The organism is Gemmatimonadota bacterium, from assembly GCA_030747075.1.
Taxonomy (GTDB): domain Bacteria; phylum ARS69; class ARS69; order ARS69; family ARS69; genus ARS69.
Genome location: JASLLL010000005.1, coordinates 41,205 through 64,404, shown reverse-complemented (window position 1 = coordinate 64,404; position 23,200 = coordinate 41,205). Strand labels below are relative to the sequence as shown.

The 23,200-nt window shown below is 65.6% G+C and carries 23 protein-coding genes and 1 tRNA gene; 23 read left to right on the top strand and 1 reads right to left on the bottom strand.

Translation table 11 applies throughout. The features are described from left to right. Positions 1-2: 2 nt before the first annotated feature. The 6 genes from QF819_02960 to QF819_02935 are packed head-to-tail and all read left to right on the top strand — an operon-like array spanning position 3 to position 4,946. Positions 3-1,271 (top strand): SLBB domain-containing protein, encoded by a 1,269-nt coding sequence (locus QF819_02960; GenBank protein ID MDP6802121.1) that lies wholly within the window; start codon positions 3-5, stop codon positions 1,269-1,271. Further along, on the top strand, positions 1,268-1,867 hold the full coding sequence (locus tag QF819_02955; GenBank protein ID MDP6802120.1) for a BMC domain-containing protein: 600 nt from the start codon (positions 1,268-1,270) through the stop codon (positions 1,865-1,867). The genes QF819_02960 and QF819_02955 overlap by 4 nt, the downstream gene beginning before the upstream one ends. Then, a complete protein-coding gene (locus tag QF819_02950) occupies positions 1,864-2,157 on the top strand; it encodes a EutN/CcmL family microcompartment protein (protein ID MDP6802119.1) in 294 nt (97 codons plus the stop codon). Before QF819_02955 ends, QF819_02950 begins: the two co-directional genes overlap by 4 nt. Next, the gene (locus QF819_02945; protein ID MDP6802118.1) at positions 2,154-2,435 is read left to right on the top strand and encodes a EutN/CcmL family microcompartment protein; all 282 of its coding nucleotides are present in this window, start codon (positions 2,154-2,156) and stop codon (positions 2,433-2,435) included. Before QF819_02950 ends, QF819_02945 begins: the two co-directional genes overlap by 4 nt. After that, positions 2,432-3,202 (top strand): class II aldolase/adducin family protein, encoded by a 771-nt coding sequence (locus QF819_02940; protein ID MDP6802117.1) that lies wholly within the window; start codon positions 2,432-2,434, stop codon positions 3,200-3,202. Before QF819_02945 ends, QF819_02940 begins: the two co-directional genes overlap by 4 nt. Positions 3,203-3,236: 34 nt before the next feature. Then, positions 3,237-4,946, top strand: a complete 1,710-nt coding sequence (locus QF819_02935) for a proline--tRNA ligase (GenBank protein MDP6802116.1) — start codon at positions 3,237-3,239, stop codon at positions 4,944-4,946. Between the two features lie 34 nt (positions 4,947-4,980). Here QF819_02935 and rpsT read toward each other — a convergent pair whose 3' ends face one another. Then, positions 4,981-5,235 (bottom strand): 30S ribosomal protein S20, encoded by a 255-nt coding sequence (rpsT, locus tag QF819_02930; protein MDP6802115.1) that lies wholly within the window; start codon positions 5,233-5,235, stop codon positions 4,981-4,983. Between the two features lie 140 nt (positions 5,236-5,375). Between rpsT and murJ the strand changes: the two genes are divergently transcribed. The 17 genes from murJ (at position 5,376) to zapB (ending at position 23,193) form a co-directional block, all read left to right on the top strand. Then, positions 5,376-6,944: a murein biosynthesis integral membrane protein MurJ gene (murJ, locus tag QF819_02925; GenBank protein MDP6802114.1), complete on the top strand. Its 1,569-nt coding sequence runs from the start codon at positions 5,376-5,378 to the stop codon at positions 6,942-6,944. Then, positions 6,941-8,773 (top strand): excinuclease ABC subunit UvrC, encoded by a 1,833-nt coding sequence (uvrC, locus tag QF819_02920; GenBank protein MDP6802113.1) that lies wholly within the window; start codon positions 6,941-6,943, stop codon positions 8,771-8,773. Before murJ ends, uvrC begins: the two co-directional genes overlap by 4 nt. Then, positions 8,770-9,678, top strand: a complete 909-nt coding sequence (locus tag QF819_02915) for a site-specific tyrosine recombinase XerD (GenBank protein ID MDP6802112.1) — start codon at positions 8,770-8,772, stop codon at positions 9,676-9,678. Before uvrC ends, QF819_02915 begins: the two co-directional genes overlap by 4 nt. 125 nt (positions 9,679-9,803) lie before the next feature. Beyond that, positions 9,804-10,649: a segregation/condensation protein A gene (locus QF819_02910; protein ID MDP6802111.1), complete on the top strand. Its 846-nt coding sequence runs from the start codon at positions 9,804-9,806 to the stop codon at positions 10,647-10,649. After that, a complete protein-coding gene (gene scpB, locus QF819_02905) occupies positions 10,639-11,532 on the top strand; it encodes an SMC-Scp complex subunit ScpB (protein ID MDP6802110.1) in 894 nt (297 codons plus the stop codon). Before QF819_02910 ends, scpB begins: the two co-directional genes overlap by 11 nt. Then, complete coding sequence (locus QF819_02900; protein ID MDP6802109.1) at positions 11,510-12,268, top strand: pseudouridine synthase; 759 nt, start codon at positions 11,510-11,512, stop codon at positions 12,266-12,268. The genes scpB and QF819_02900 overlap by 23 nt, the downstream gene beginning before the upstream one ends. Then, positions 12,265-13,278, top strand: coding sequence for a 3-deoxy-7-phosphoheptulonate synthase (gene aroF, locus QF819_02895; GenBank protein MDP6802108.1), 1,014 nt, complete (start codon positions 12,265-12,267; stop codon positions 13,276-13,278). The genes QF819_02900 and aroF overlap by 4 nt, the downstream gene beginning before the upstream one ends. A gap of 26 nt (positions 13,279-13,304) precedes the next feature. Further along, a complete protein-coding gene (gene aroA / locus QF819_02890) occupies positions 13,305-14,591 on the top strand; it encodes a 3-phosphoshikimate 1-carboxyvinyltransferase (protein ID MDP6802107.1) in 1,287 nt (428 codons plus the stop codon). Further along, positions 14,588-15,283: a (d)CMP kinase gene (gene cmk / locus QF819_02885; protein MDP6802106.1), complete on the top strand. Its 696-nt coding sequence runs from the start codon at positions 14,588-14,590 to the stop codon at positions 15,281-15,283. Before aroA ends, cmk begins: the two co-directional genes overlap by 4 nt. Before the next feature lie 83 nt (positions 15,284-15,366). Further along, positions 15,367-16,026: a lysophospholipid acyltransferase family protein gene (locus tag QF819_02880; protein ID MDP6802105.1), complete on the top strand. Its 660-nt coding sequence runs from the start codon at positions 15,367-15,369 to the stop codon at positions 16,024-16,026. A gap of 70 nt (positions 16,027-16,096) precedes the next feature. Beyond that, the gene (locus tag QF819_02875) at positions 16,097-18,169 is read left to right on the top strand and encodes a 30S ribosomal protein S1 (protein ID MDP6802104.1); all 2,073 of its coding nucleotides are present in this window, start codon (positions 16,097-16,099) and stop codon (positions 18,167-18,169) included. Between the two features lie 54 nt (positions 18,170-18,223). Next, a tRNA-Val gene (locus QF819_02870) sits at positions 18,224-18,300 on the top strand. 114 nt (positions 18,301-18,414) lie between these two features. After that, complete coding sequence (gene infC, locus QF819_02865) at positions 18,415-19,002, top strand: translation initiation factor IF-3 (GenBank protein MDP6802103.1); 588 nt, start codon at positions 18,415-18,417, stop codon at positions 19,000-19,002. Between the two features lie 94 nt (positions 19,003-19,096). Next, complete coding sequence (rplT, locus tag QF819_02860; protein ID MDP6802102.1) at positions 19,097-19,471, top strand: 50S ribosomal protein L20; 375 nt, start codon at positions 19,097-19,099, stop codon at positions 19,469-19,471. A 7-nt stretch (positions 19,472-19,478) separates the two neighbouring features. Then, positions 19,479-20,504, top strand: a complete 1,026-nt coding sequence (pheS, locus tag QF819_02855; GenBank protein MDP6802101.1) for a phenylalanine--tRNA ligase subunit alpha — start codon at positions 19,479-19,481, stop codon at positions 20,502-20,504. Beyond that, positions 20,501-22,903 carry a phenylalanine--tRNA ligase subunit beta gene (gene pheT / locus QF819_02850; GenBank protein ID MDP6802100.1) on the top strand — a complete coding sequence of 801 codons (2,403 nt, stop codon included), beginning with the start codon at positions 20,501-20,503 and terminating at the stop codon, positions 22,901-22,903. Before pheS ends, pheT begins: the two co-directional genes overlap by 4 nt. Before the next feature lie 14 nt (positions 22,904-22,917). Beyond that, positions 22,918-23,193, top strand: coding sequence for a cell division protein ZapB (zapB, locus tag QF819_02845; GenBank protein ID MDP6802099.1), 276 nt, complete (start codon positions 22,918-22,920; stop codon positions 23,191-23,193). The last annotated feature ends 7 nt before the right edge of the window (positions 23,194-23,200 follow it).

The following is a 23,200-nucleotide window of genomic DNA, read 5'->3' as shown; positions in this document are numbered from 1 at the left end:
CCGTGAACTCCCCCACGCTGTCTGACCTGTTCGCCTGGGGAGGGATTCCCCGGCGGCTTCCCCGCACGGATTCGCGGGAGGCCGGGCCGGTGGTCGTGACGGTCGTGGACGCCGCTCCGGGGCAGGCCTCGGAGACGGCGCTCCTGACGGAGTGTCCCGAGGATCTCGTGGCGGGCGCGGGCGTTCTCGGAGAGGGATGCGGCGGCGCCCCGGTGTTCATCGCCTCAGTCGGAGCGGAAGAGGCGCAGGCACAGACGCTCGAAGCTCTGGTGGCGCGCTGCGGGCGGATCGCGACGATGGAACTTCCGGATCTCTATCCGATGGGAGAGGAGTCCGCCCTGCGGACATGGCTCTCCGCAACGCCGCGTCTTGAAGGCATTCCCGCAGGCGCGTTTCGCATCTTTCCCGCATGGGTTGCGGTGGCGGCCGGGCACGCGAGGCGCGGTCGTGTTCTGCTCGACGCATGGGTGACGGTTGCCGGAGATGTGCGCAGTCCGGGCACTTTTCGCGTTCCCCTTGGCACGACGGTTGCCACGCTTGCGCGGATGGCGGGAGGGCGCAAGTCACCCGATGCGGTGGCGTTCGCCTGGAGCGGGAGTCGTGGGCGAGCGGTCGGAACGCGACACGGCATTTCCGCCGGGGAGGGTGCGATGATCTTCCTTCCGCCCGATCACCCACTGGCCGAAGGGGAGGCGCGCTCCTTCAACAGCGCGCTCTCTCGCGTGGAAGCGGGCTGCTCCCGCTGCTTCCTGTGCAACACCATCTGCCCGGCTGCCGATGCGGGGGTGCGGCCGCGAAGCCTGGTGGACGCTCTTCGCTGGCCGGGGCGGGATGGAGGACCGTATCCTCCGAGCGCGTCCGGATCGTGTCTGGAATGCCGATTGTGCGATACCGTCTGTCCGTCGGCGATTCCGGTGGGTAGACTCGCATCGGAAGTCGCGCAGCGTGTTCGTTCGCAAGGGGTGCGGCAGCGGTCGCCGTCAGCGGTTCGCTTCGTCCCGCGCGAGGCGTTCGCACGCAGGCTCGGGATCGGAGGAGCGGTGGAGGCCCGGACCGATGTCCGCGACCGGATCGGGCGCGTTCGCCTGTCGCTGGCCCAAGAGGACGGACTCCGCGTCTCGGCGGTCGTCCGGACTGGGGAGGATGTCTGGAAGGGGCAGGTGGTCGCCCGAGGCGGGGACGGGGAGCAGGAAGTGCGCATTCACGCGCCCTTCTCGGGGAGAGTTCGCGCGTTGAATGGTTCGCTGACGCTGGTAAGGGAGAGAGCGTGAAGACGGTCGAGGATGCGCTGGGGCTTCTGGAGTATTCGTCCATTGCGGCCGGAGTGCGTGCGGCGGACGAAGTACTCAAGACCGCTCGCGTGGCTCTGCTTCGAGCGTCGCCCGTTTCCCCCGGCAAGTTTCTCGTGATCTTCGGTGGGGGGGTGGCGGAGGTGGAGGCCTCGCTGGACAGCGGTCGATCGGTGGCACCCGGCTGCATCCTGGACGAACTTCTCCTTGCGCGTGTGCACCCGGAGGTGCCGCCCGCCATTGGCCGGGGGCCGTCCGCGCTGAAGGTGGGCGAGGCGATCGGGATCGTGGAGACCTTGACGGTGGCATCGGCGATTGTCGGAGCGGACGCGGCCGCCAAGGCCGCGACGGTGAGCGTTCTGGAACTGGGGGCCGGTCGCGGGATCGGCGGCAAGGGCTTCTTCACGCTGACCGGAGATGTCGCCGCGGTGCAGGCGGCCGTGGAAGCGGCGCGTGCGCCCATTGATGAACGCGGCTTTCATGTTCGAACCGAGGTTCTCGCGGGTCCGCATCCGGAACTGGCGGCGCGGGTGGGGAGGATGCTCACCGAAAGCACGGACGAGGGGGGTGCCGGATGAATCTGGCGCGCGTCATCGGCACCGTCTGGGCGACGCGGAAGAACCCTCGCCTGGAGGGCTTCCGATTCCTCGTAATCCAGCCGGAGGACGAGCGCGGGAAGACAAGCGGCGCCCCGTTGATCGCGGCGGATCAGGTGTCCGCTCGCGCCGGGGACCGCGTGTTCTTTGTGTTGTCCCGCGAGGCCGCGAAGGCATTCCCCGGGAAGTGTGCGCCGGTGGATGCGGCGATTCTCGGGATCGTCGACGATCTCTCCGTTGAGGAAGAGCTGTGCCCGGAGGAGGACGCGTGAAACTCGGGCAGGTCATCGGGAGCGTTTGGGCCACCGCGAAGGAGGAAACACTCGCCGGGCGAAAGCTCCTGCTGGTGCGCCCGATGGACGCGACCGGCGTGCTTCGGGGGGCAGCGTATCTGGCGGTGGATACCGTGGACGCCGGCGTCGGGGACGAAGTCCTCGTCCTGGATGAAGGGAACTCGGCCGGACAGGTGCTCGGCCTCGACCAGCCGCCCATTCGCACCGTGATTGTCGGTGTAGTCGACCACCACCCGTGGAGGGTTCCTGAGAAGTGACCACTCCTGAAGAAGTTCGCCGGGAGATCGTTCGCGTCTGTGCGCGGCTGGACACCCGGCAGTATGTCGCGGGCACCGATGGCAATGTCTCTGCGCTGCTCGGCCAGGAGGACACCCTCCTGATCACGCCGTCCGGCCGCGCCAAGGGGGAGATGGTCGCGGAGGACCTGCTCCTTCTGGGTCGCGCCGGGAAGGTGCGGGAAGGGCGCGGCACTCCTTCTTCCGAGACAGGGATGCATCTTCGCATCTATGATCTCCGGCCGGATGTGAAGGCGGTGGTTCATGCCCACCCGCCGGTGGCGACCGGCTTTGCAGCGGCCGGGGCGGACCTGTCGGAATGTGTCCTGCCGGAGGTCATCCTGGGGCTCGGGGGGGTGCCGGTCGCCGCATACGGCACGCCGGGGACCGAGGATCTGTCCCGGTCGCTGGATCCGTGGATCGCCGATCACGACGCGGTTCTTCTGGCGAATCACGGTGTGGTGACCGTGGGGAGTTGCGTTTCCAGCGCGTACCGCCGGATGGAGACGGTCGAACACGCGGCGCGGGTTCTCCTGGTGGCGCGGCTGTTGGGTGGGGCGCATCCGCTGGGCAGGGAGCAGGTGGAGCGCCTTCTTGATGAGAGAGGGCGACACGGGATACGCGAGGGGCTGGCTTCCTGCGGGGTGTCGACTCCCCGGAGTGGCGGGTTGTCCGACGCGGATCGGCAGCTCGCGGCCACGATTGCGGACCGCGTTCGCGATTCCCTTCGCGGGGACTCGAACAGGTAAGGACATCTCCAGGGAAAGAGGAGGCAGGGAACCAATGCTGTGGAGTCGCGCGCTGATCCCCACCATGAAAGAGGTCCCCTCGGACGCGGAGATCCCTTCGCATCGTTTGCTTCTCCGGGCGGGAATGATGCGAAGAGTCGGCTCCGGCTTGTACACCATGCTTCCGCTTGGGTGGCGATCGGTGCTGAAGGTAGAGGCCATTGTCCGCGAGGAGATGAACCGGGCCGGTGCGCAGGAAGTCCGCATGCCCGTTCTTTCGCCGGAGGATCTCTGGAAGGAGACGGGGCGCTGGGATGTTTACGGGAAAGAGATGATGCGAATGGAGGATCGGCATGGCCGCTTCTTCGCGCTGGGACCGACCCACGAAGAAGTGATCACCGATCTTATCCGGACCGAGGTTTCGTCCTATCGGCAGCTGCCGGTGAATCTCTACCAGATCCAGACCAAGTTCCGCGACGAGATCCGGCCTCGATTCGGCTTGATGCGGGCACGCGAGTTCGGCATGAAGGACGCGTACAGCTTCCATGAAACCGAAGACTGCCTGGCCGAGACCTATCGGAAGATGCACGAAGCTTACACACGGATTTTCACGCGATGCGGGTTGGAGTTTCGCGTGGTGGAGGCGGATTCCGGCGCGATCGGGGGAGAGGTCTGCCACGAGTTCATGGTGCTGGCGGAGTCCGGAGAGGCGACGATTCTCTTCAGCGAGGAATCCGGCTACTGCGCTTCTGACGAACGCGCGGACCGGTTGGATCCGGGGGGCGAGTCGCCCGAAGGGAGTGCGGATCTTGCGGAAGTGGACACGCCCGGGCTGAAGTCCGTGGATGAGGTGGCGGCGTTCCTCGGTGTCGAGCCGGGGCGACTGGTGAAGACGCTGGTTTACGAGACGGAGGATGGCCCGGTGGTTGCACTGGTCAGTGGCGATCGGGATGTCAACGAGGGCAAGCTGGCGCGCTTCCTCGGGAAGCGGGTGGAGCTGGCTTCTCCGGAAGTGATCACGCGCGTCACGAAGGCCCCGGTCGGATTCGCGGGTCCGGTGGGACTCTCCGGGGTGCGCGTGATCGCGGACTACTCCGTGCGGGGCATTGCGGACGGAGTGACCGGTGCCAACCGGGAAGATGCGCACTTCACGGGGGTGAACCCTGGACGGGACTTCGACCCGGACGACTGGTGTGATATTGCGACGGCTCGCGCCGGAGACCTGTGCCCGCGCGGGGGGGGACCGATGCAGGCGATCCGGGGGATCGAGGTCGGCCACATCTTCAAGCTGGGGACGAAGTACTCCGGGGCGATGGGGGCGCAGTTTCTTGACAAGGACGGCAAGAACCGGACGAGTGTCATGGGGTGCTATGGCATCGGGACGACGCGGACGGTGGCGGCGGCTGTGGAGCAGAACCACGACGAGAACGGCATCATCTGGCCCGTGGCTCTGGCTCCGTATGAGGTGACCGTCACGCCGGTCAAGGCCGCGCATGAGGAATCGATGATCGCGGCACGGACCATCGCTGACGCGCTTCCCGCGGACGAGACATTGCTGGACGATCGCTCTGGCCGGCCGGGCGCGAAGTTCAAGGATGCGGACCTGGTGGGCAGCCCCGTGCGGGTGACCATCGGAGAGCGGAATCTCGCGGAAGGACTGGTTGAGGTGCGGCGCCGACGCGACGGTCAGGTCGAGAAGGTCTCCGTGGAGTCCGCGCCGGAGGTGGTGGCGCGGATGCTGAACGAAGAAACCCCCCGGGTATAAGCCGGGGGGTCTGAATTCAGGCAGCGTGGGCCGGTCAGTCCGTCTTCCGAGCCAGTTCGAGAGCCAATCGGCTCTTCCGGCGATCCGCCTGGCGGCGGTGGATGACATTCCGGCTGGCAGCGCGGTCCAGAACGGAGCAACTCCGGGTGAACAGGTCCCGGGCTTCCTCGCCGCTGGCTTCGCGGAACTTGCGCACGATGGTTCGGAGTGCGCTGCGAATGGCGCGATTGCGTTCATTGGCCGTCTTGGTCTGACGCAGGCGCTTTTCGCACGACTTGTGCTGGGGCATAAGTAGAGCCTCTCCAAGCGTGAGTTTCGATATCCCTATACGGACCGATGGATTCTAGGGGGGAGTTCGGGGCGGGTCAAGCGTCATTTGACGACTGCGGCGGAAACGTGGAATGTCCACTGTCAGCGGGGAGGGACGCGATGGAGGGGGGCGGGATCCGGCCGGTAACCCGGCAGGCGACGGGAATCGGGGCCGCGACGCTTCTGAGCCGGGTATTCGGGCTGGCGCGGGACACCGCCTTTGCCGTTCTTTTCGGGACGGGCTTTGTCGCCGATGCCTTCAATCTGGCGTTTCTCCTGCCGAACTTCTTTCGCCGCATCGTCGGCGAGGGGAACCTCAATCCAGCCTTCGTCCCCGTCTTCACCGAGGTCCGGGAGCGCCGGGGGGACCGGGCCGGAGGGGTCCTTCTCCGGCGTGTGGCCGGGTCTCTCTTCGGGGTGCTCCTTGTCCTGACGCTGGCGGGAGAGTTCCTTGCGGAACCGCTCGTGCGCCTGTACGCGCGGGACTGGTCGGCGGATCCGGCCGCGTTCGACTACGCCGTCAGACTGTTGCGTATCCTGTTTCCGTATCTCCTGTTCGCTGGGGGAGCGGCGCTGGCGGGGGCTGCGCTCAACAGCCTCCGTCATTTCCGGATTCCTGCGCTGGCTCCGATTCTCCTGAATCTGTCGTTTCTGTCGGCCGCGGGCGTGGCGGTGCTTCGCGGGGGAAGTCTGGAGAGCCGCGCGGTCGTCTTCGCCCTCGGAGGGCTGGCGGGGGGGCTTCTGGCCTGGTTCGCCCACTTCCCGGTCATGCGCCGACTGGGGCTTCCCATTACGCCCGCATGGAAGCCGTCCGATCCGGATGTGAGGCGGATCGGAGCTCTCATGCTGCCGGGGCTGTTGGCGTTCGGCGTGACGCAGGTGAATCTGCTGGTCGACACGCTGTTGGCACTCCGGCTGGAGGAAGGTTCGCTCTCCGCGCTGCGTCTCGGAAACCGCGTGACCCTTCTCCCGATGGGCGTCATCGGCGTGGCCATATCGACGGCGGCGCTTCCGGACCTCTCCATGCGCGCGGCACGGGGTGACCTTGCGCAACTTCGCGAGGGGCTCGCGCATTCGCTGCGACTTCTGTTTGCGCTCCTTCTGCCGGCGGCGGCGGGGCTCATGATCCTGTCGGAGCCGATCGTGCGCCTCCTCTTCCAGTACGGGGAGTTTACCGCGGCGCATTCCACGCCGATGACGGCGGGAGCTGTCGCGTTCTACGCGCTGGGTCTGCCGGCGTTCGGGCTGGTGAAGGGGCTGGCGCAAGGGTACTACTCCGTGCAGGACACGAAGACGCCGGTACGGATCGCGTGTGTGGCGATGGGGACGAACATTGTGCTGAACTTCGCGCTGGTGGGCCCCATGGGGTTGCGTGGCCTGGCGCTGGCGACCTCGCTGGCGGCGTGCCTCAACACCGGCCTTCTCCTTGCGGGATTGCGCGGCCGGATCGGGCTGCGGGGACGCGGGGCGCTGACGGGCTCCGTCGTCCGGACGCTGGCCGCGACCCTTGCGCTGGGCGTGGGTTGTGTGGCGGGCGCAGCCCTGGGAGCGCCGGTGGGGCGCGTCGGAGAAGTGGCGGGCGGCGTGGTGGGCGGACTGAGTCTGTGGCTCGTCGCGGGGCGTCTGCTGCGCCATCGTGAACTGGCCGACGTGGTCGCGGTCTTCCGGAGACGAGCGGGGCGGCAGTGAGCGAGGCGAGTTCCTCCGCCGTCCGGCGGAAGCGTCTGGCGCGAGAGGCGGCCGAGCTTCCGCGGGCACCGGGCGTCTACCTCTTCCGGGATGACGAGGGAGCGGTCATCTATGTCGGGAAGGCGAAAGTTCTTCGCACGCGAGTTCGAAGTTACTTCGCGCCCACCGCGGACCCCGCCGTCAAGGTGAAGCGCACGGTGTCGCAGACCGACTCGGTGGAGACCATCGTCACGAGAACCGAGGTCGAAGCGCTGCTTCTGGAATACAACCTGATTCGCGAATACCGACCCCGGTACAATGTGGTGTACCGGGACGACAAACGCTATCCGTACCTGAAGGTGACGCTCGGGGAACCGTATCCTCGCGTGGTTCCGACGCGCGAGGTGGTCGAGGACGGCAGTCGGTATTTCGGGCCGTACACCGATGTGGGATCCATGCGAAGTGCGCTGCGTGCGCTGGGGGCGGCCTTTCCGCTGCCGACCTGCCGGATCCGCCTGACGGAGGGCATGTCCGAGCGAGGTTGCCTGGACCATCAGCTGGGGAGGTGTGTGGCCCCGTGTCGCGGAGATGGGGATCCGGCGGAGTACCGGAGAATCGTGGAGGAGGTGATGAGCTTCCTCGGCGGCCGGGGCGTGGGCATTCTCTCGGCGCTGGAAGAGGACATGGCGCGGGCGTCCCGGGATCGTCGCTATGAGGAGGCGGCGCGCATCCGCGATCGACTTCGCTCTCTCCGAAGCACTCTCGAAACCCAGCATGTCACTCTCGGGCGTGGGAATCTCGACGCGCTCGGTTTTGCGCGGGACGGCAGCCGGGGCACGGGCGTTCTCATTCATCTGCGGGAAGGGCGCGTCGTGGGGAGGGATCGATTGGATGTGGAGTGCGGCCCGGAGGATTCCCCGGCGGAGGTGGCGCGCGTTCTTCTGCTCGGGTTCTATCGTTCCAGATCCACCATTCCGCCACAGATCCTGCTGCCTGCCCGGGTTGCGGACGCGCCCGTCCTTGAGAGCTGGCTGGGGGAGAGGGCCGGTCGTCGCGTTCGCCTTCGGGTGCCCAGCCGCGGCGACGGCGCGAGGCTTCTGGAGATGGCCGACCACAATGCGGCGGTGGCGGTGGGGGCGGGTGCGGAACGGGTGGAAACGCGGGACGCGGCGCTCGTCGAACTGGCGGCGGTGCTGGGGCTCCCGGGGCTCCCGGGCCGGATCGAGGGGTTCGACATCTCCCATGTGCAGGGTCGAGATGCGTATGCATCGCTGGTGGTGTTCCGGGGAGGGCAGCCGTCGCGTGCGGAATACCGTACCTTCGGCATTCGAACTGCCGCGCGGGCAGACGACCCGGGCGCGATCGGGGAAGCCGTGGGGCGGCGCGCGAAGACGGCCCGGGAAGAGGGGACGATTCCCGATCTCGTGCTGGTCGATGGTGGAGAGGCACAACTGGAGGCGGCGCGGCGGGCGCTGATGGAGGCGGGGCTCGGCGGCGTGCCCGTCGCGGCGCTGGCCAAGCGCGAGGAAGTCGTGCGCCTGGCGGGAAGTCCGGGCGAGGTGTGTATGAAGGAAGGCGATCACGCGCTGGCACTGCTTCAGAGAGTCCGCGATGAGTCGCACCGGTTTGCCCGAAGAGCGCATCTCCGAAAGCGCGGGAAGCGAATGCGGGAGAGCGCCCTCGACGGCATTCCCGGGATCGGGCCGAAGCGGCGGCGGGCTCTTCTGCGTGCGTTTGGCTCACCGGAGGGGCTGCGCCTTGCCGGGCGCGAGGGAATCGCCGCCGTCCCGGGGATCGGGGTCGAACTGGCTCGCGCAATCTGGGAACGGATGTCCGGAGACGCATCATGAAGCTGGAGGACGCGAAGCGGCGCTTTCTGGATGAACTCTCGGTTGAACGGGGTGCGTCGAAGAACACGCTGGACGCGTACCGTCGGGATCTTGCGGCGTATGTGGAGGCACTGCGGAAGCGCGAGGTGGTCGAAGTGGAGCATGTCACCCCGACACTCGTGGCCGAGTTCCTGGAGTCCGAGACGAAGCGGGGGCGCGCGCCCACCACGGTTCGCAGGAGACTGAGCGCAGTGCGGGGACTTCACCGAAGCGCGCTTCGCGCCGGGCTCGCGGGGGAGGATCCGACGCGCGAAGTCGTGGGGCCTCGGCGCACGCGGAAGCTCCCGGGTGCGTTGACGGTGCCGGAAATCGAACGCCTGCTCGCGGCGGTGCCGAAGGAAGGCCCATTGGCCCTTCGTGACACGGCTCTTCTGGAGTTCGGTTACGCGACCGGCCTGCGGGCGTCGGAGATGGCCTCGGTGAATGAGGGAGATCTGGACGAAGAGCCGGGACTTGTTCGCGTTCGAGGCAAGGGAGAAGTGGAACGCCAGGTCCCGGTAGGGCGCATCGCCCGCCATGCGGTGGAGGCGTGGCGGCGGAAGGGGAGGCCTTCGCTTCTTCGGGGCAGGCGCGAAGACGCGCTGTTTCTGAACGCGCGCGGGGGGCGTCTCTCTCGTGCGGGAATCTGGCTTGCGATTCGGCGTCACGCGCGAGCGGCCGGGCTGGGCGGGAGTGTGTCTCCCCATACTCTGCGGCACTCCTTCGCGACTCATCTGCTGGAGGGAGGGGCGGACCTGCGCGTCGTTCAGGAGCTTCTGGGCCATGCAGACCTGTCCACGACGCAGATTTACACGCGAGTGGACACGACGCTCCTCTCCGAGGTCCATAGAAGCGCCCATCCTCGTGAGCGGGCCCGAAGGTCGTGACGCTCTTCCACGCTGCCCCTGTCCCACGGAGGCGGTGAAACTGCGGACTGGCGCAGGTGAGGGCATGCGGGTAATCTCCGCGGCAACGCAGAGTTCAAGAACCCGCGCCCAACTGAGGAAGTCCCATGTCCACGGAAGAGCAGGTCCTTGCTCCGCCCGCCGGAAAGGTGGTCGAAGCCGTGGAGGCGCGGCCCGGGACCGCCCTCTCCGCCGAGGTGGACTCCCCGGTTCGGGGCGACGGCTACCGAGTGTCGCTGGATCAGTTCGAAGGGCCGCTGGATTTGCTTCTGCATCTGATCAAACGGGACGAAGTGGACATTCACGATATTCCCATCGCCCACATCACGGAGCAGTTTCTGCTCTCCATTCAGGATGTGGAGTCGCTGGACCTGGACTTCGCGGGGGAGTTCCTCCTGATGGCGGCCACGCTGATGCGCATCAAGAGCCGCACGCTGATCCCGCGTGAAGACGAAGACCTGGAAGACGAGGAAGAAGATCCTCGCGCGGAACTGGTCCGCCGCCTTCTGGAATACCGGGAGTTCAAGAAGGTTTCGGAACTGCTGGGAGACCGGGAACAGGAATGGCGCGGCATCTTTGAGCGAGGGCCAAGCGCCCTTCCCGAGGCAGAGGACCCGGGAACGGAGAGTTTGGATCTGACGATGCTGGAGCTGTATCGCGCGTTTCGAACCGTCCTTTCGAACCGCCCGGACGACACACCTTTCACGCTGGAGCCGGAGGAGTATTCGGTGGAGGAGAGGACGGAGGCCATTCTGGCGGAGTGTGACCGGAACTCGGAGGGCGTGAGTTTTGCCCGCCTCTTCGAGGGAACCCCCAGCCGGGCCAATGTCATTACGACCTTTCTGGCGCTCCTGGAACTGATTCGGAAGAGAGTGCTGGCCGTGAATCAAGCGGATCTGTTTGGCGAAATCTGGCTGAGGAGAACGGAGGTTGGAATCCCTGATGACGCATGAAGAAGTCCAGGAGAAGTCGAAGGAACGGGAACCCGTCGTGGAAGAAGCTTCGCTTCCGGTGAAGGACATGCCGGTCGCGGAGGCGTCTGCGGAATCCGTGGATGCGGGGTATGTGGAACCTGCGGCTCAGGTGTCCGCGCCCGGGGGATCGGTGGCGGAGCCGGTGGATGGGGCCGGTCCCGCAGTGACCGAGACGGTAGAGGCGCTTCTCTTCTCCTGCGAAATCCCTCTTGCGCCGCGTCGCCTTGCGGATCTGTGCGGAGCGGAACGCAAGGATGTGCTTCGGGCAATCGATGAACTCAATCTTGCGTATGCAGAGTCAGGGCGCGTGTTTCGGATTGTAGCGCTTGCGGGCGGATTTCGGATGGTGACGGTGTCCGGCTTCTCCGAACTCCTGACGCGCCTGCACAAGGAGAAGATCCCTTCCCGCCTCTCGCGGGCGGCCCTGGAGACGCTCTCGATCGTCGTGTTCAAGCAGCCGGCGACTCGTGCGGAGATTGATGCCATTCGCGGAGTCACTTCCACGGACAGCGTCCTCCGGCACCTTCTGGAGCGAAAACTGGTTCGCATTGCAGGGCGTGCCGATGCTCCCGGGCGTCCACTTCTCTATACGACCACTCGGGAGTTCCTCGTCTACTTCGGGCTGGAGAATGTGTCGGACTTGCCCGGGACCGCGGAACTGGAATCTCTTCTGGCTGGAGAACTCCCCGAAGGGACACTGACCGAAAATGGTGCGGCTTCGGAAGAGCCGGACGCCTTCGACGAAATCCCACCCGGCGACATGAGCGAAGATCCGGAAACGGCTTCCACGGCGGGACAGGAATCCTCGTCTCACTCCGGGAGGGAGTCGGGCACGGTTGATGACTCAGGCGCTCAGGCTTAACCGGTTCCTTGCACGGGCGGGAGTCGCTTCCCGTCGCCGGTGCGATGCTCTCATCTCCGAGGGGCGGGTGACCGTCAACGGCGAGGTCGTGTCCGAACTGGGAGGCCGGATCCAGCCGGACAGCGATTCGGTGTGCGTGGACGGGAAGGTCGTGACGGCAGAGGAAGAATCGGTCTCCCTGGCGTTCCACAAGCCCCCCAATGTCCTCGTGGCCGCGGTGGATCCCCGGGGGCGGCGGATTGTGATGGACTTTCTCACGGAGGTTCCCGTGCGTGTCTTCCCCGTGGGGCGTCTGGACTTCCGGAGCGAAGGCTTGCTTCTCTTTACCAATGACGGGGATCTGGCCTACCGTCTGGCCCACCCGGCGTTCAAGGTGGAGAAGGTTTACCTGGTGGAGGTGCTGGGGGGAGTCGCTCCTGCGGTGGTGGATGCCCTCCGACGAGGCGTTCGCCTTGAAGACGGGCCGACACAGCCGGCGCGCGTACGCATCGTGGAGCGCGAAAAGAGATTCACCCGCCTGGAGGTCACGCTTCGGGAAGGGCGCAAGAGACAAGTTCGGAGGATGTTCGCTTTGTTCGGTCTGGAAGTGACGCGCCTTGTGCGCACTCAGGTGGGCTCGTTGACCATGGGCTCTCTGGCGCCCGGTAAGTGGCGGCCCTTGACGGAGACGGAACTGGACGGCCTTCGAAGTGCTGTGTTCGGTCCCGAGCTTGCGTCCGGGGAGGATGTCTCGTGATTCTCATTCTCTCTCCAAATGTGACACAGAAGAACATCGACGCGCTGCTGGACCGGCTGACCGCGCTGGGCGCGCAGGCGCATGTGGCTCATGGCGCGGATCGCGTGGTCGTCTCTGTGGAGGGAGACATGGAGACCCTCCGCGGTTCACAACTGGAGGCGCTTCCCGGGGTGGAGCGCGTGGTGGCCACCGCCAAGCCCTACAAGATGGCGAGCCGCGAGTTTCGCGGGGAGAAGACCGTCATCAAGGCGGGGAAATCGCGGGCGGGGGGCAAGAAGGTCGTCGTCATGGCGGGGCCGTGCTCCGTGGAGTCGCGGGAGCAGTGCTTCACCATCGGTGATGCCGTGGCGAAGGCGGGTGCCACCGTCTTTCGGGGCGGAGCCTTCAAGCCGAGGACCTCCCCGTATTCGTTCCAGGGGCTGGGCGAGGAAGGGCTGCAGATCCTTGCCGAAGTTCGAGAGAGGACCGGCCTGGCGATTGTGACGGAAGTCATGGACACGCGCGATGTTGAGTTGGTCTGCGAATATGCGGACATTCTCCAGATCGGTGCGCGGAATGTTCAGAACTTCAGCCTTCTGAACGAAGTCGGCCGGACGCGCACGCCCGTCTTCCTGAAGCGCGGGCTGATGACCACGATCAGCGAGTTCCTGATGTCGGCGGAGTATGTCATGTCGAACGGGAATGAGAATGTGATCCTCTGCGAACGCGGGATCCGCACCTTCGAGACGGCGTTGCGCAACACGCTGGATGTTTCGGCCGTGCCGTTGCTGGAGTCATTGACGCACCTCCCGATCTTTGTGGACCCGAGTCACGCCGTGGGGACCTGGCGATTTGTGATGCCGATGGCGCGGGCCGCGGTGGCCGCCGGTGCGGACGGACTGATGATCGAAGTCCACGATTCGCCGGAAACGGCATTCTCTGATGGCGTCCAGTCGCTGCTTCCCGAGCGGTTCGCGGAAGGGATGACGGATCTCCGAAAGGTCGCCCGCGCGGTGGGCCGCGGGCTGTGACGGCCCTGCGGAGAGCCGCCCCGTGCGTGACGGGTCGAGTCCGCCCCCCCGGAGACAAGTCACTTTCTCATCGTGCGCTCCTGTTTGCGGCCTTGTCAGGGGAATCCGTGCGGCTGACCGGGCTCAATCCTGGCGAAGATGTCGCCTCCACTGCCGGGGCGCTGGCGGCTCTGGGTGTCCGCGTTCAGAGAGAGGGCGGGGCATGGACTGTCATTGGGCGCGGGGGTGCGCGCGCGACAGAGTCCCCTTTCAGAAAGCCCGGCCGTAGCATTGACTGCGGGAACTCCGGCACCACGATGCGCCTCTTGGCGGGAGTCCTGGCCGCGTGCCCCTTTCGTTCGCGGCTTACCGGTGACACCTCGCTCGTGCGGCGCCCCATGTCGCGGGTTGCGGTCCCCCTCCGGCGCATGGGTGCGAAGGTGGAGGGAGTCGCGGGTGCCGGGGCGGAGATTATGCCGCCGCTGTGCATTCAAGGGGGTGCGCTTCGCGGCGGGCGCTTTTCGCTCCCCGTAGCCAGCGCGCAGGTCAAGTCGGCCATTCTCCTCGCCGCGCACGGGGCGGAAGTGGCGGTGGACATTGTCGAACCCGGCGCATCCCGGGACCATACGGAGCGAATGATGGACGCACTGGGGCTGCCCATACGCCGGGAGAAGGGGCGAGCCCGACTTCGCGCGGGGGGGAGCCTCGCGTCCCCGTCGGGGCGCGTCCCGGCCGACCCTTCCGCCGGGGCATTCCTGGCCGCCGCGGCCGCCGCGCTCCCGGGGTCGGACCTGTGGCTGGAGGGCATCTGCCTGAACCCGACGCGTCTGGGGTTCTATCGAGTGTTGTCCCGCATGGGGGCCCGCATCGACATGGTGGAGTTGCGCCGCTGGTGCGGGGAGCCGGTCGGGAACCTCCGCGTGCGAGCGGGCACACTTCACGGTGTGAGGATCGGCGGCCCGGCGATCCCGTCGCTTCTGGATGAAATCCCCGTGCTGGCGGTTCTGGCTGCCGGGGCGTGTCGGGGAACCACACGGATCACAGGGGCCGGAGAGCTTCGGGTGAAGGAATCCGACCGTCTGGCCGGGCTGGCGGAGGGATTGGGCCGACTGGGGGCTCGTGTGACGGAGCGCCCCGCCGGGCTCATCATCGAAGGGGGAGAACTCCACGGAGGCACGGTGGATTCACACGGGGACCACCGGCTTGCGATGGCCTTTCGCGTGGCAAGTCTCCTCGCGCGAGGGAGAGTGCGCATCTTGGGTTCTTCGTGTATTCGGGTCTCAGATCCCGGCTTTGATGGACGCTTGCGTCGTGTCGTGCGGAGAGCGAAATGAGCGGAAGAGTGGTGGCGATCGACGGTCCGGCGGCCTCGGGGAAGAGCACGACCGCGCGACTGGTGGCGGAGCGGCTGGGACACCTGTATCTGGACACCGGCGCGATGTATCGCGCGATCACCTGGAAGGCGCTTCAGGAAGGGACCGACCTCACCGACGAAGAGGCGCTCGGTCGCCTGGCTGCCTCCACGGATCTGGACCTGGCGCACGGCGCGGAGGGAACGCGAGTGGTCGTGGACGACCGGGATGTGACCGGCGAGATTCGCGACCCTGAGATCAGCCGAACCGTCTCTCTTGTGGCGCGGGTTCCGGCGGTCCGGCGGGAGATGGTGCGTTTGCAGCGGGGTGTCGGGCAGCGTGGCGATGTCGTCGTGGAAGGCCGGGACATCGGCACGGTGGTGTTCCCCGACGCCGAAGTGAAGGTCTTCCTGGTGGCGTCGCTCAAGGAGCGTGCGAGGCGGCGATCCCGGGAGCTGGCTTCAGAAGGAGTGGTCGTCCCGGTGGAAGAGCTGATGGACCAAATCCGCAAGCGGGATGCCCTGGATTCCGACCGGCTGGACAGCCCTTTGTGTCGGGCCGAGGACGCAGTCCCTCTCGACACCACGAAGATGACCATTGAGGAGCAGGTTCTGGCGGTCGTGGAGATTGTGCGGCAACGGCGAGAGGCGGAATCCGGGACTTCCAACGGTTGAGTCTCCTTTTTTCTTCCCATGCCCCCCCCGAGTGCTCTAGGATGCCCGTTTGTCCGTGCCGGGAATGAAGGGAATCGGGCCTTTTGACCCCTTTCTATCGGTTTGCGCACAGCCTGGTCCGGGGGGTGGCGCGTCTCCTTTGGGGAGTGCGCGTGACAGGGTTGGAGCATGTCCCCCGAGAGGGGGCGCTTCTTGTCGCGTGCAACCACATCGGGACGGTCGACCCGCCTCTGATCGGGAGCGCGCTTCCGCGAGAGGTGTTCTTCGCGGCGAAGCGGGAGCTCTTCGGGGTTCCGCTGCTCGGGCGGACCATCCGCGCGCTGAACTCGATCCCGGTGGATCGCGACAGCCTGTCGGTGAAGACGCTCAGAGAGTTTGACCGCGTGCTGGAGAGCCAGGGGGCGCTCCTGTACTTTCCGGAAGGCACGCGCGGTCGCCAGGGAAGGCCCAGGCGGCCGAAGATTGGGGTGGGCATGGTGCTCACCAGGAATCCCGTGCCGGTGCTTCCGGTTCGGGTGGAAGGGTCGGATCACCCCTTGCGGAGCCTGCTCCGCCGGGGACGTGTGCGGGTGGCCATAGGACGCCCGTTCACGCTCCCGAAGGGGGACACGAACCCGGAGAACCGGCGGGAGGACTACCGGCGGATCGCGAGCGTCGTGATGGAGCACATCACGGAGCTTGAACCGGGGCGTGGAATCTCCGATCGGGGGAACGGTTCCCCGGAAGCGAAGGCCCGGCGCTAGCCCTCGGCCCGCCCGGCGCTTCGTCCGCAAGGAACCGTATATTCGCAGGGAAGGGATGGACCAGAAAGTCATGACAGAAGACAAGGGAACGGACATTCAGACCGACGAGGCCGTGGAAGCGGCCGAAGGAACCGTGTGCGACGCGCCGGAGATCCCGGAAGATGGATCCTCGGCCCAGGAGAGCAGCGAAGAAGCCGTGCAGACGGAGACGATCCGTCCGCCGGATCCGCCGAAGCTCGTGAACCTCGCCGATGAAGAAGACCTGGATCTGGAGTCTCCGGAGATTGCGGAACTCTTGGGGCTGTACGAGGAATCCATGGCGGACCTCTCCGAAGGGGAGATCGTCCAGGGGAAGATCCTCACGATCCTCGAGAAACAGGTGATCGTGGACATCGGCTTCAAGTCGGAGGGGGCCATCAACCTCTCCGAGTTCACGGAGCGTGACAGCATTGCCGTCGGCGACACCGTGGAGGTGTTTCTAGAGAGAATGGAGAACCGCGACGGGCTCGTCGTTCTCTCGAAGCAGCGGGCGGACTTCCTTCGCGTCTGGAACCGCATCAAGGACGCCTACGACGAAGAGAGCGTCGTGGACGGTCGGCTGGTGCGCCGGATCAAGGGTGGCGTGGTCGTGGACTTGTTCGGAGTGGATGCATTCCTCCCCGGTTCGCAGGTTGCGTTGCGTCGCGTTCCCAACCTCGACGATCTCATCGGAGAGACGCTGGAGTTCAAGGTCATCAAGCTGAACAAGCGTCGCAGGAACATTGTCGTGTCAAGGCGTGTGGTTCTGGAAGAGCAGCGTGCGGTCAAGCGCGACGCGCTCATCAAGGAACTGGAGAAGGGACAGACTCGCGAGGGCCAGGTCAAGAACATCACCGACTTCGGCGCCTTCGTGGATCTCGGCGGGATCGACGGCCTCCTGCACATTACGGACATGGCATGGGGACGAGTCGGGCATCCGAGCGAGATCGTGTCCATTGGCGACACCATCGAGATCAAGGTGCTGGAGTTCGACCGCGAGAGAGAGCGGATTTCGCTGGGTCTGAAGCAGCTGACCCCGTATCCGTGGGAGAATGTCGAGGAGCGTTATCCCGTCAACTCACGGATCAACGGGCGCGTGGTTTCGATCACCGATTACGGCGCATTCATCGAACTGGAGCGCGGCGTGGAAGGGCTTGTCCACGTTTCGGAGATGAGCTGGACGCGTCATGTGCGTCATCCCGGCAAGGTCGTGACCGTCAACGAGACGATCGAGGCCGTGGTGCTGAAGGTGGATCAGGAGAACGAGAAGATCTCTCTCGGACTCAAGCAGATCGAACCGAATCCGTGGCTGACGCTGGACGAGAAGTACCCGGTCGGCTCCAAGCTGGATGGAACGGTACGGAACCTCACCAACTTCGGCGCCTTTGTAGAGCTGGAGGAGGGGATCGACGGACTCGTTCACATCAGCGACATGTCCTGGACGAAGAGAATCCGCCACCCCAACGAGGTGGTGAAAAAGGGCGACGAGGTCGAGGTCATCGTCCTCAATATCGACAAGGAAGCCCGTCGGATTTCTCTGGGGATCAAGCAGGTTCACGACGATCCCTGGCTGGAGCTTTCAGAGCAATTCCAGCCGGACATTGAGACGGTGGGTAAGGTGAGCCGTCTCCTGGATCGCGGAGTGGTCGTGGATCTGGAGCACGACCTCGAGGGCTTTGTTCCCATCTCGCACCTTGGCTGGGAAGACATCGTGACTCCGGCGGATCTCTTCGAGGAGGGAGACGATGTGCCGCTGAAGGTCATCAGTCTTGATCAGCAGCAGCGGCGGATTGTGCTCTCTCTGAAGGACTACCTGGAAGGTCTCGGGGAGGAAGAGGAGATGAACTTCCGCGCCGAGGTCCAGCGTCGTGCCGGAGAGCGCCGCGCAGCTCGCGAAGAGGCGGCTGCGAAGCGTGAGGCGGAGGCAGCAGACGCTGCTGCGAGCCTGGAGTCCGAAGCGGCCGAAGGTGCCGACGCAACCCCGGATGCGGATGCGCCCGAAGGTGCCGAAGCAACCCCGGATGCGGATGCGGCCGAAGGTGCGGAGGAGGCCGCGGAGGCCGGGGCTGACGACGCGACGCCGGAGGCCGAGGCCGAAGCGGAAGCGAAGGGAGAAGGCGAGTAATCCTCGCTTGACTCGGGAAGTGGCCTGACGGAGATTTCCCGGGCGTTTCGTGGGGGGCGATTAGCTCAGCTGGCTAGAGTGCCTGCTTGACATGCAGGAGGTCGGTGGTTCAAGTCCACTATCGCCCACCATTCTCGGACCGTGGCGGTTCGGGACTGTGCGAAGTACCTCCCGGAGGCCCGGGAGGCATAGGGAGTGAACTCGTGGCGCGGTTCTGGTGAAGGCCGCGCAAGGAGGATGGCTAAATCGACAAGGATCTGAGAATCAACGATCGCATTCGGATCTCACCGGTTCGTGTGATCGATGAAGAGGGTGAGATGCTCGGCGTCATGAGCATCGAGGAGGCAAGAGGCCTTGCGGATGACCGGGGCATCGACCTGGTGGAGATTGCGCCGGGCAGCAGACCGCCCGTGTGCAGGCTCATGGATTACGGGAAGTTCAAGTACGACCAGAACAAGAAGGAACGGAAAGCGCGTTCCGCGCAGCATCGAATGCAGCAGAAAGAGGTCAAGGTTCGTCCGAAGATCGAGGAGCACGACCTCCAGTTCAAGATGCGACACGCGCGCAAGTTTCTGGAAGCCCGGGATCGCGTCAAGCTGACGCTGTTCTTCCGGGGACGAGAGATCACGCATCAGGATCTCGGCACCCGGGTGCTCCGCCGGATGGCGGAGGAGCTCTCGGATGTTTCGACTGTGGAATCCGGGCCTCGGATGGAGGGGCGGACGATGGTGGTCCACCTGATTCCGCTGAGCCAGGCAAAGAAGGGACAGGCCTCCGCGAAGCAGGAATCCGGCAAGAACGCCGGAGACGCTTCCAGGGAGGAAGCCTCCTGATCAATCCCGGCGTCGTGCCGGGAGAGGAGGCCAAACGGGCAAGGGGTCATCAAGTCCTCCGAAAGGAGGCCCCCGAACCGAAAGGGAGTACTTCATGAGCAGAGCTCGCCGCTCGTACGATTCACATCGCCGTCGCAAGCGCGTCCTGAAGTCTGCCAAGGGCTTCGTGGGAGGACGCCGCAAGCTCTATACCGTCGCGAAGCACGCGGTAGACAAGAGCCTCCAGTATGCGTATCGGGATCGCCGCAATCGCAAGCGGGAGTTCCGTCGCCTCTGGATCATTCGCATCAATGCTGCGGCGCGCCTTCACGGGCTGAGCTACTCGCGTTTCATCTGCGGGCTGAAGACGGCCGGAGTGGAACTCGATCGCAGTGCTCTGGCGGAACTGGCCGTCAACGATCCGCAGGCCTTTGCGGATCTCGCAGCCGTCGCCAGTGAGCACCCCGAATCCCCTCCCACGGGATCCTGAGGCCCCGATGGCGGAAAGCCCTGCGGAAGTCCTTGAGCGGGCACTGCGGGAAGTGGGCGCCTGCACCGATCAGGAAGCCCTGAACGATGTGAAGGTCCGCTTCCTCGGGCGAAAGGGAGAGGTGACGGCCGGGCTTCGGTCGATCCCCTCGCTCCCGGTGGCCCAGCGCCCGAGCGCCGGGCAGGAGTGGAACCGGCTTCGCACCGCCCTTGCGGAGGCACTGGATGCGAGGGGCGCGGAGCTTGCGGATACCGGCGGGCAGTCGGACGGGTCGTCTTTTGACCCGACGCTCCCCGGCAGGCGCCCCCCGCTGGGGGTTCCTCATGTGCTGGCGGCCACGCTGGACGAACTCGTGGGCGCCTTCCGCTCGATGGGCTTCTCCGTCGCCGATGGGCCGGAAGTCGAAACCGAACGCTACAACTTCGAGATGTTGAACATCCCGGAGGGGCATCCCACCCGAGACGATCAGGACTCCATCTTTCTGGGCGGTGGGCTTCTTCTCAGAACGCAGATGTCTCCGGTGCAGATCCGGGTCATGGAGAAGCACTCGCCTCCGGTACGCATTGTGAGTCCCGGGCGCGTTTATCGCCGGGACACCTTCGACGCCAGCCACTCGCCCTTCTTCTTCCAGATGGAAGGGCTCTATGTGGACGAGGATGTGACGCTGGGTGATCTGAAGGGCACGCTGCGTGCCTTTGCACATTCGTTCTTCGAAGAGGGCATTGGACTTCGCTTCCGCGGGAGCTACTTCCCCTTCACCGAGCCCAGCCTTGAGATGGACATCGCCTGCACCGTTTGCGAGGGGGCGGGTTGCCCCGTATGCAAGTCGAGCGGTTGGGTAGAGGTGCTCGGGTGCGGCATGGTGCATCCGCGCGTCCTCCGTGGCGTGGGTTACGACCCGGATGTCGTGTCCGGCTTTGCATTCGGCCTGGGCGTGGATCGCATCGCGATGCTTCGCCACCGGATTCCCGACATTCGCCTGTTCTATGACAACGACCTGCGCTTTCTCCATCAGTTCGGAGGTGCCTCATGAAAGTGCCTCTCCGCTGGTTGGAAGAGCAGGTGGGGGCTTCGCTGGATCCCGAGAGCCTGGCCGAACGGTTGACTGCCGCCGGTCTGGAGTGCGAAGTGGAACGGCCTTCTCCTTTTCCGGACGGCATGGTGACCGGGCGGATTGTCGAGTGTGATGCGCATCCGAATGCGGATCGGCTTCGTGTCTGCACGGTGGATGTCGGCGGGGAGGAACGGTTGTCGATCGTCTGCGGGGCGCCCAATGCAAGGAAGGGTCTGGTGGGTGCGGTCGCGCGCGTCGGAGTGGACTTCGGGGACGGCTTCGTGATTGCGCGGCGCAAGCTGCGGGGGGAACTCTCCGAGGGCATGCTCTGCTCGGAGGCGGAACTGGGCATGTCCACGGAAGCCGAGGGGATTCTCCTGCTGCCGGAAGAGACGCCCGTGGGGATCGCGCTGGAAGAGGCTCTGTCGCGGGAGACGGTTCTGGTGACCGAGCCGACCTCGAACCGCGGGGACTGGCTGTCGATCGAGGGAGTGGCTCGGGAGGTGGCGGCGGTGCTCGGGCTCACGCGCCCGGTTCCGCTTTCGTCGCCGCCCGACCAGCCTGACGCGGGCGGGTGGCTCGTACAGATCGAGGATACAGCCGATTGCCCCCGGTATGCCGGGAGGGTGGTCGAAGGGCTGAAGGCCGGCCCCTCTCCCGACTGGATGGCCCGGCGCCTCCGGGCGGCCGGGATTCGCCCGATCATGAATCTGGTGGATGTCACCAACTATGTCCTTCTGGAGACGGGGCATCCGCTGCACGCGTTTGATCCGTCCAGACTGCTCGGGAAACAGATCGGTGTTCGAAGAGCGAAGCCGGACGAGAAGATGACCACGCTCGACGGGAAGGACCGGTCGCTGAATCCGGACATGCTCGTGATTGCGGATGAGGGCGGACCCATCGCACTGGCCGGCGTGATGGGCGGCGAGGGTTCCATGGCGACTTCGGATTCGACGGCGCTCCTTCTGGAGGGCGCGTCGTTCGAAGGGCGCCGCGTGCGTGCCTGCGCGCGGGGGCTCCGTCTGGTTTCGGAAGCATCATCTCGCTTCGAGCGGGGTGTGGATCCTCACGGCATTCCGCATGCGCTGGACCGCTGTGTGGAACTTCTCATCGAAAGCTGCCCGGGCGCGAAGCTCGCGCACTCCTTCGACAGCTTCCCCGCGCCATCCACGCCCCCGGGGATCAAGCTGCGCGGCGTGACTCTCCGAAGAATCCTCGGCGAAGACATTCCCGAAGAAGAAGTCCGAGCGCATCTGGAGGCGCTGGGGATGGAGGTTCAGTCTGAGTCGGACGGGGTCTGGACGGTCACTCCTCCCACCGTCCGGCAGGATGTGCAGGCCGAAGAGGATCTTGTGGAAGAAGTGGCACGCCTTCACGGCTACGATCGCTTTGCGGATCGGTCCGGGATTCCCACGAACATTCCCCCGGTGGATGCTCCGCGAATCGACCGTCAGCGCAAGTCCCGAAACCGCCTTCTTGCGCTGGGACTGACGGAAGTGCTGACGCCCGCGCTGGTGGACGGCGACCAGGAGGAGTCCGCCATCGGGAACCCGGGGGATCTGCTGGGTCGGCCTGTGCCGGTTCGGAATCCCATCTCCAGCGATCGGGGGCATCTGCGCGGATCGCTGGTCCCTTCGCTCCTGCGCGTTCTAGCGTCCAATCAGGCTCATTCGCTGAGAGATCTGGCCGTGTTTGAGGTGGGGCGCGTGTTTCGACTGACAGCCGCCGGAGAGATCGTGGAGTCGCTTCATGCGGGTCTTCTACTGAGCGGGCAGGGCCTTGCCGGAACAGTAGCCCGCTCGGGCAAGTGGTGTGATTTCTTTGACCTGAAGGGGATTCTGGAAGTATACCTCGAAGCGTTCGGGACGGTGGCTGTGGAGTCCGGTGCCGCGCCGGGAGGTTTCTTTCACGCGGACCGGTCCGCCCTGGTGAGCGTGGACGGGCAAGGAGTCGGTGCCATCGGCGAGGCCGGAGCCGAAGCTCGTCGCGTGTTTGACATTCCGCCGGATGCTCCCGTCTTCGTCGCGGAGGTGGATGTCGATCGAGTGGGTTGTGCCCGGCAGGAGATCGCGGAGTTCCGTGCTCTTCCGAGGTACCCGGGAGTGGAACGCGATCTCGCCGTGGTGGTGAGCGCAGCCTGTCGGCATGCGCAGGTGGAAGAGGTGATTCGCTCGGCGGCGGGAGAACTCCTCGTGGGCGTGAGCCTGTTCGATGTCTACGAAGGGGAGCAGATCGGAGCGGATCTGAAGAGCCTTGCGTACAACCTTCGCTTTTGCTCGCTGGAGCGAAGTCTGACCAACGACGAAGTGGACGCCCGGGTCGAGCGGATCACGAAGAGGCTTTCGGAAGATCTCGACGCCCGGATTCGCCAGGACTGACTGCGGAGACAGCCATGAAGGCAGACCTCTTGGATCGTCTGGAGAAGAGCGCGGGGGCCGTTGCGGATCGCATGGCCCGCCTGCGCGGAGAGAACGGCGCGCTGCGGGAAGAGGCTGAGGAGCTTGCCACCCGACTGGACGCGCTGGAAAAGGACCTGAACGGTTCCTCAGCGGATGCGGCCGAAGTCGAATCGCTGAGGAAGCGGTGTGCGGAACTGGAGAAGAAGTTTGCGGGGGTCCGGAACCGGATTCGCCGTATGATCGAGCAGGCAAGGGCGCTGGAGGGCTGAACGAAGC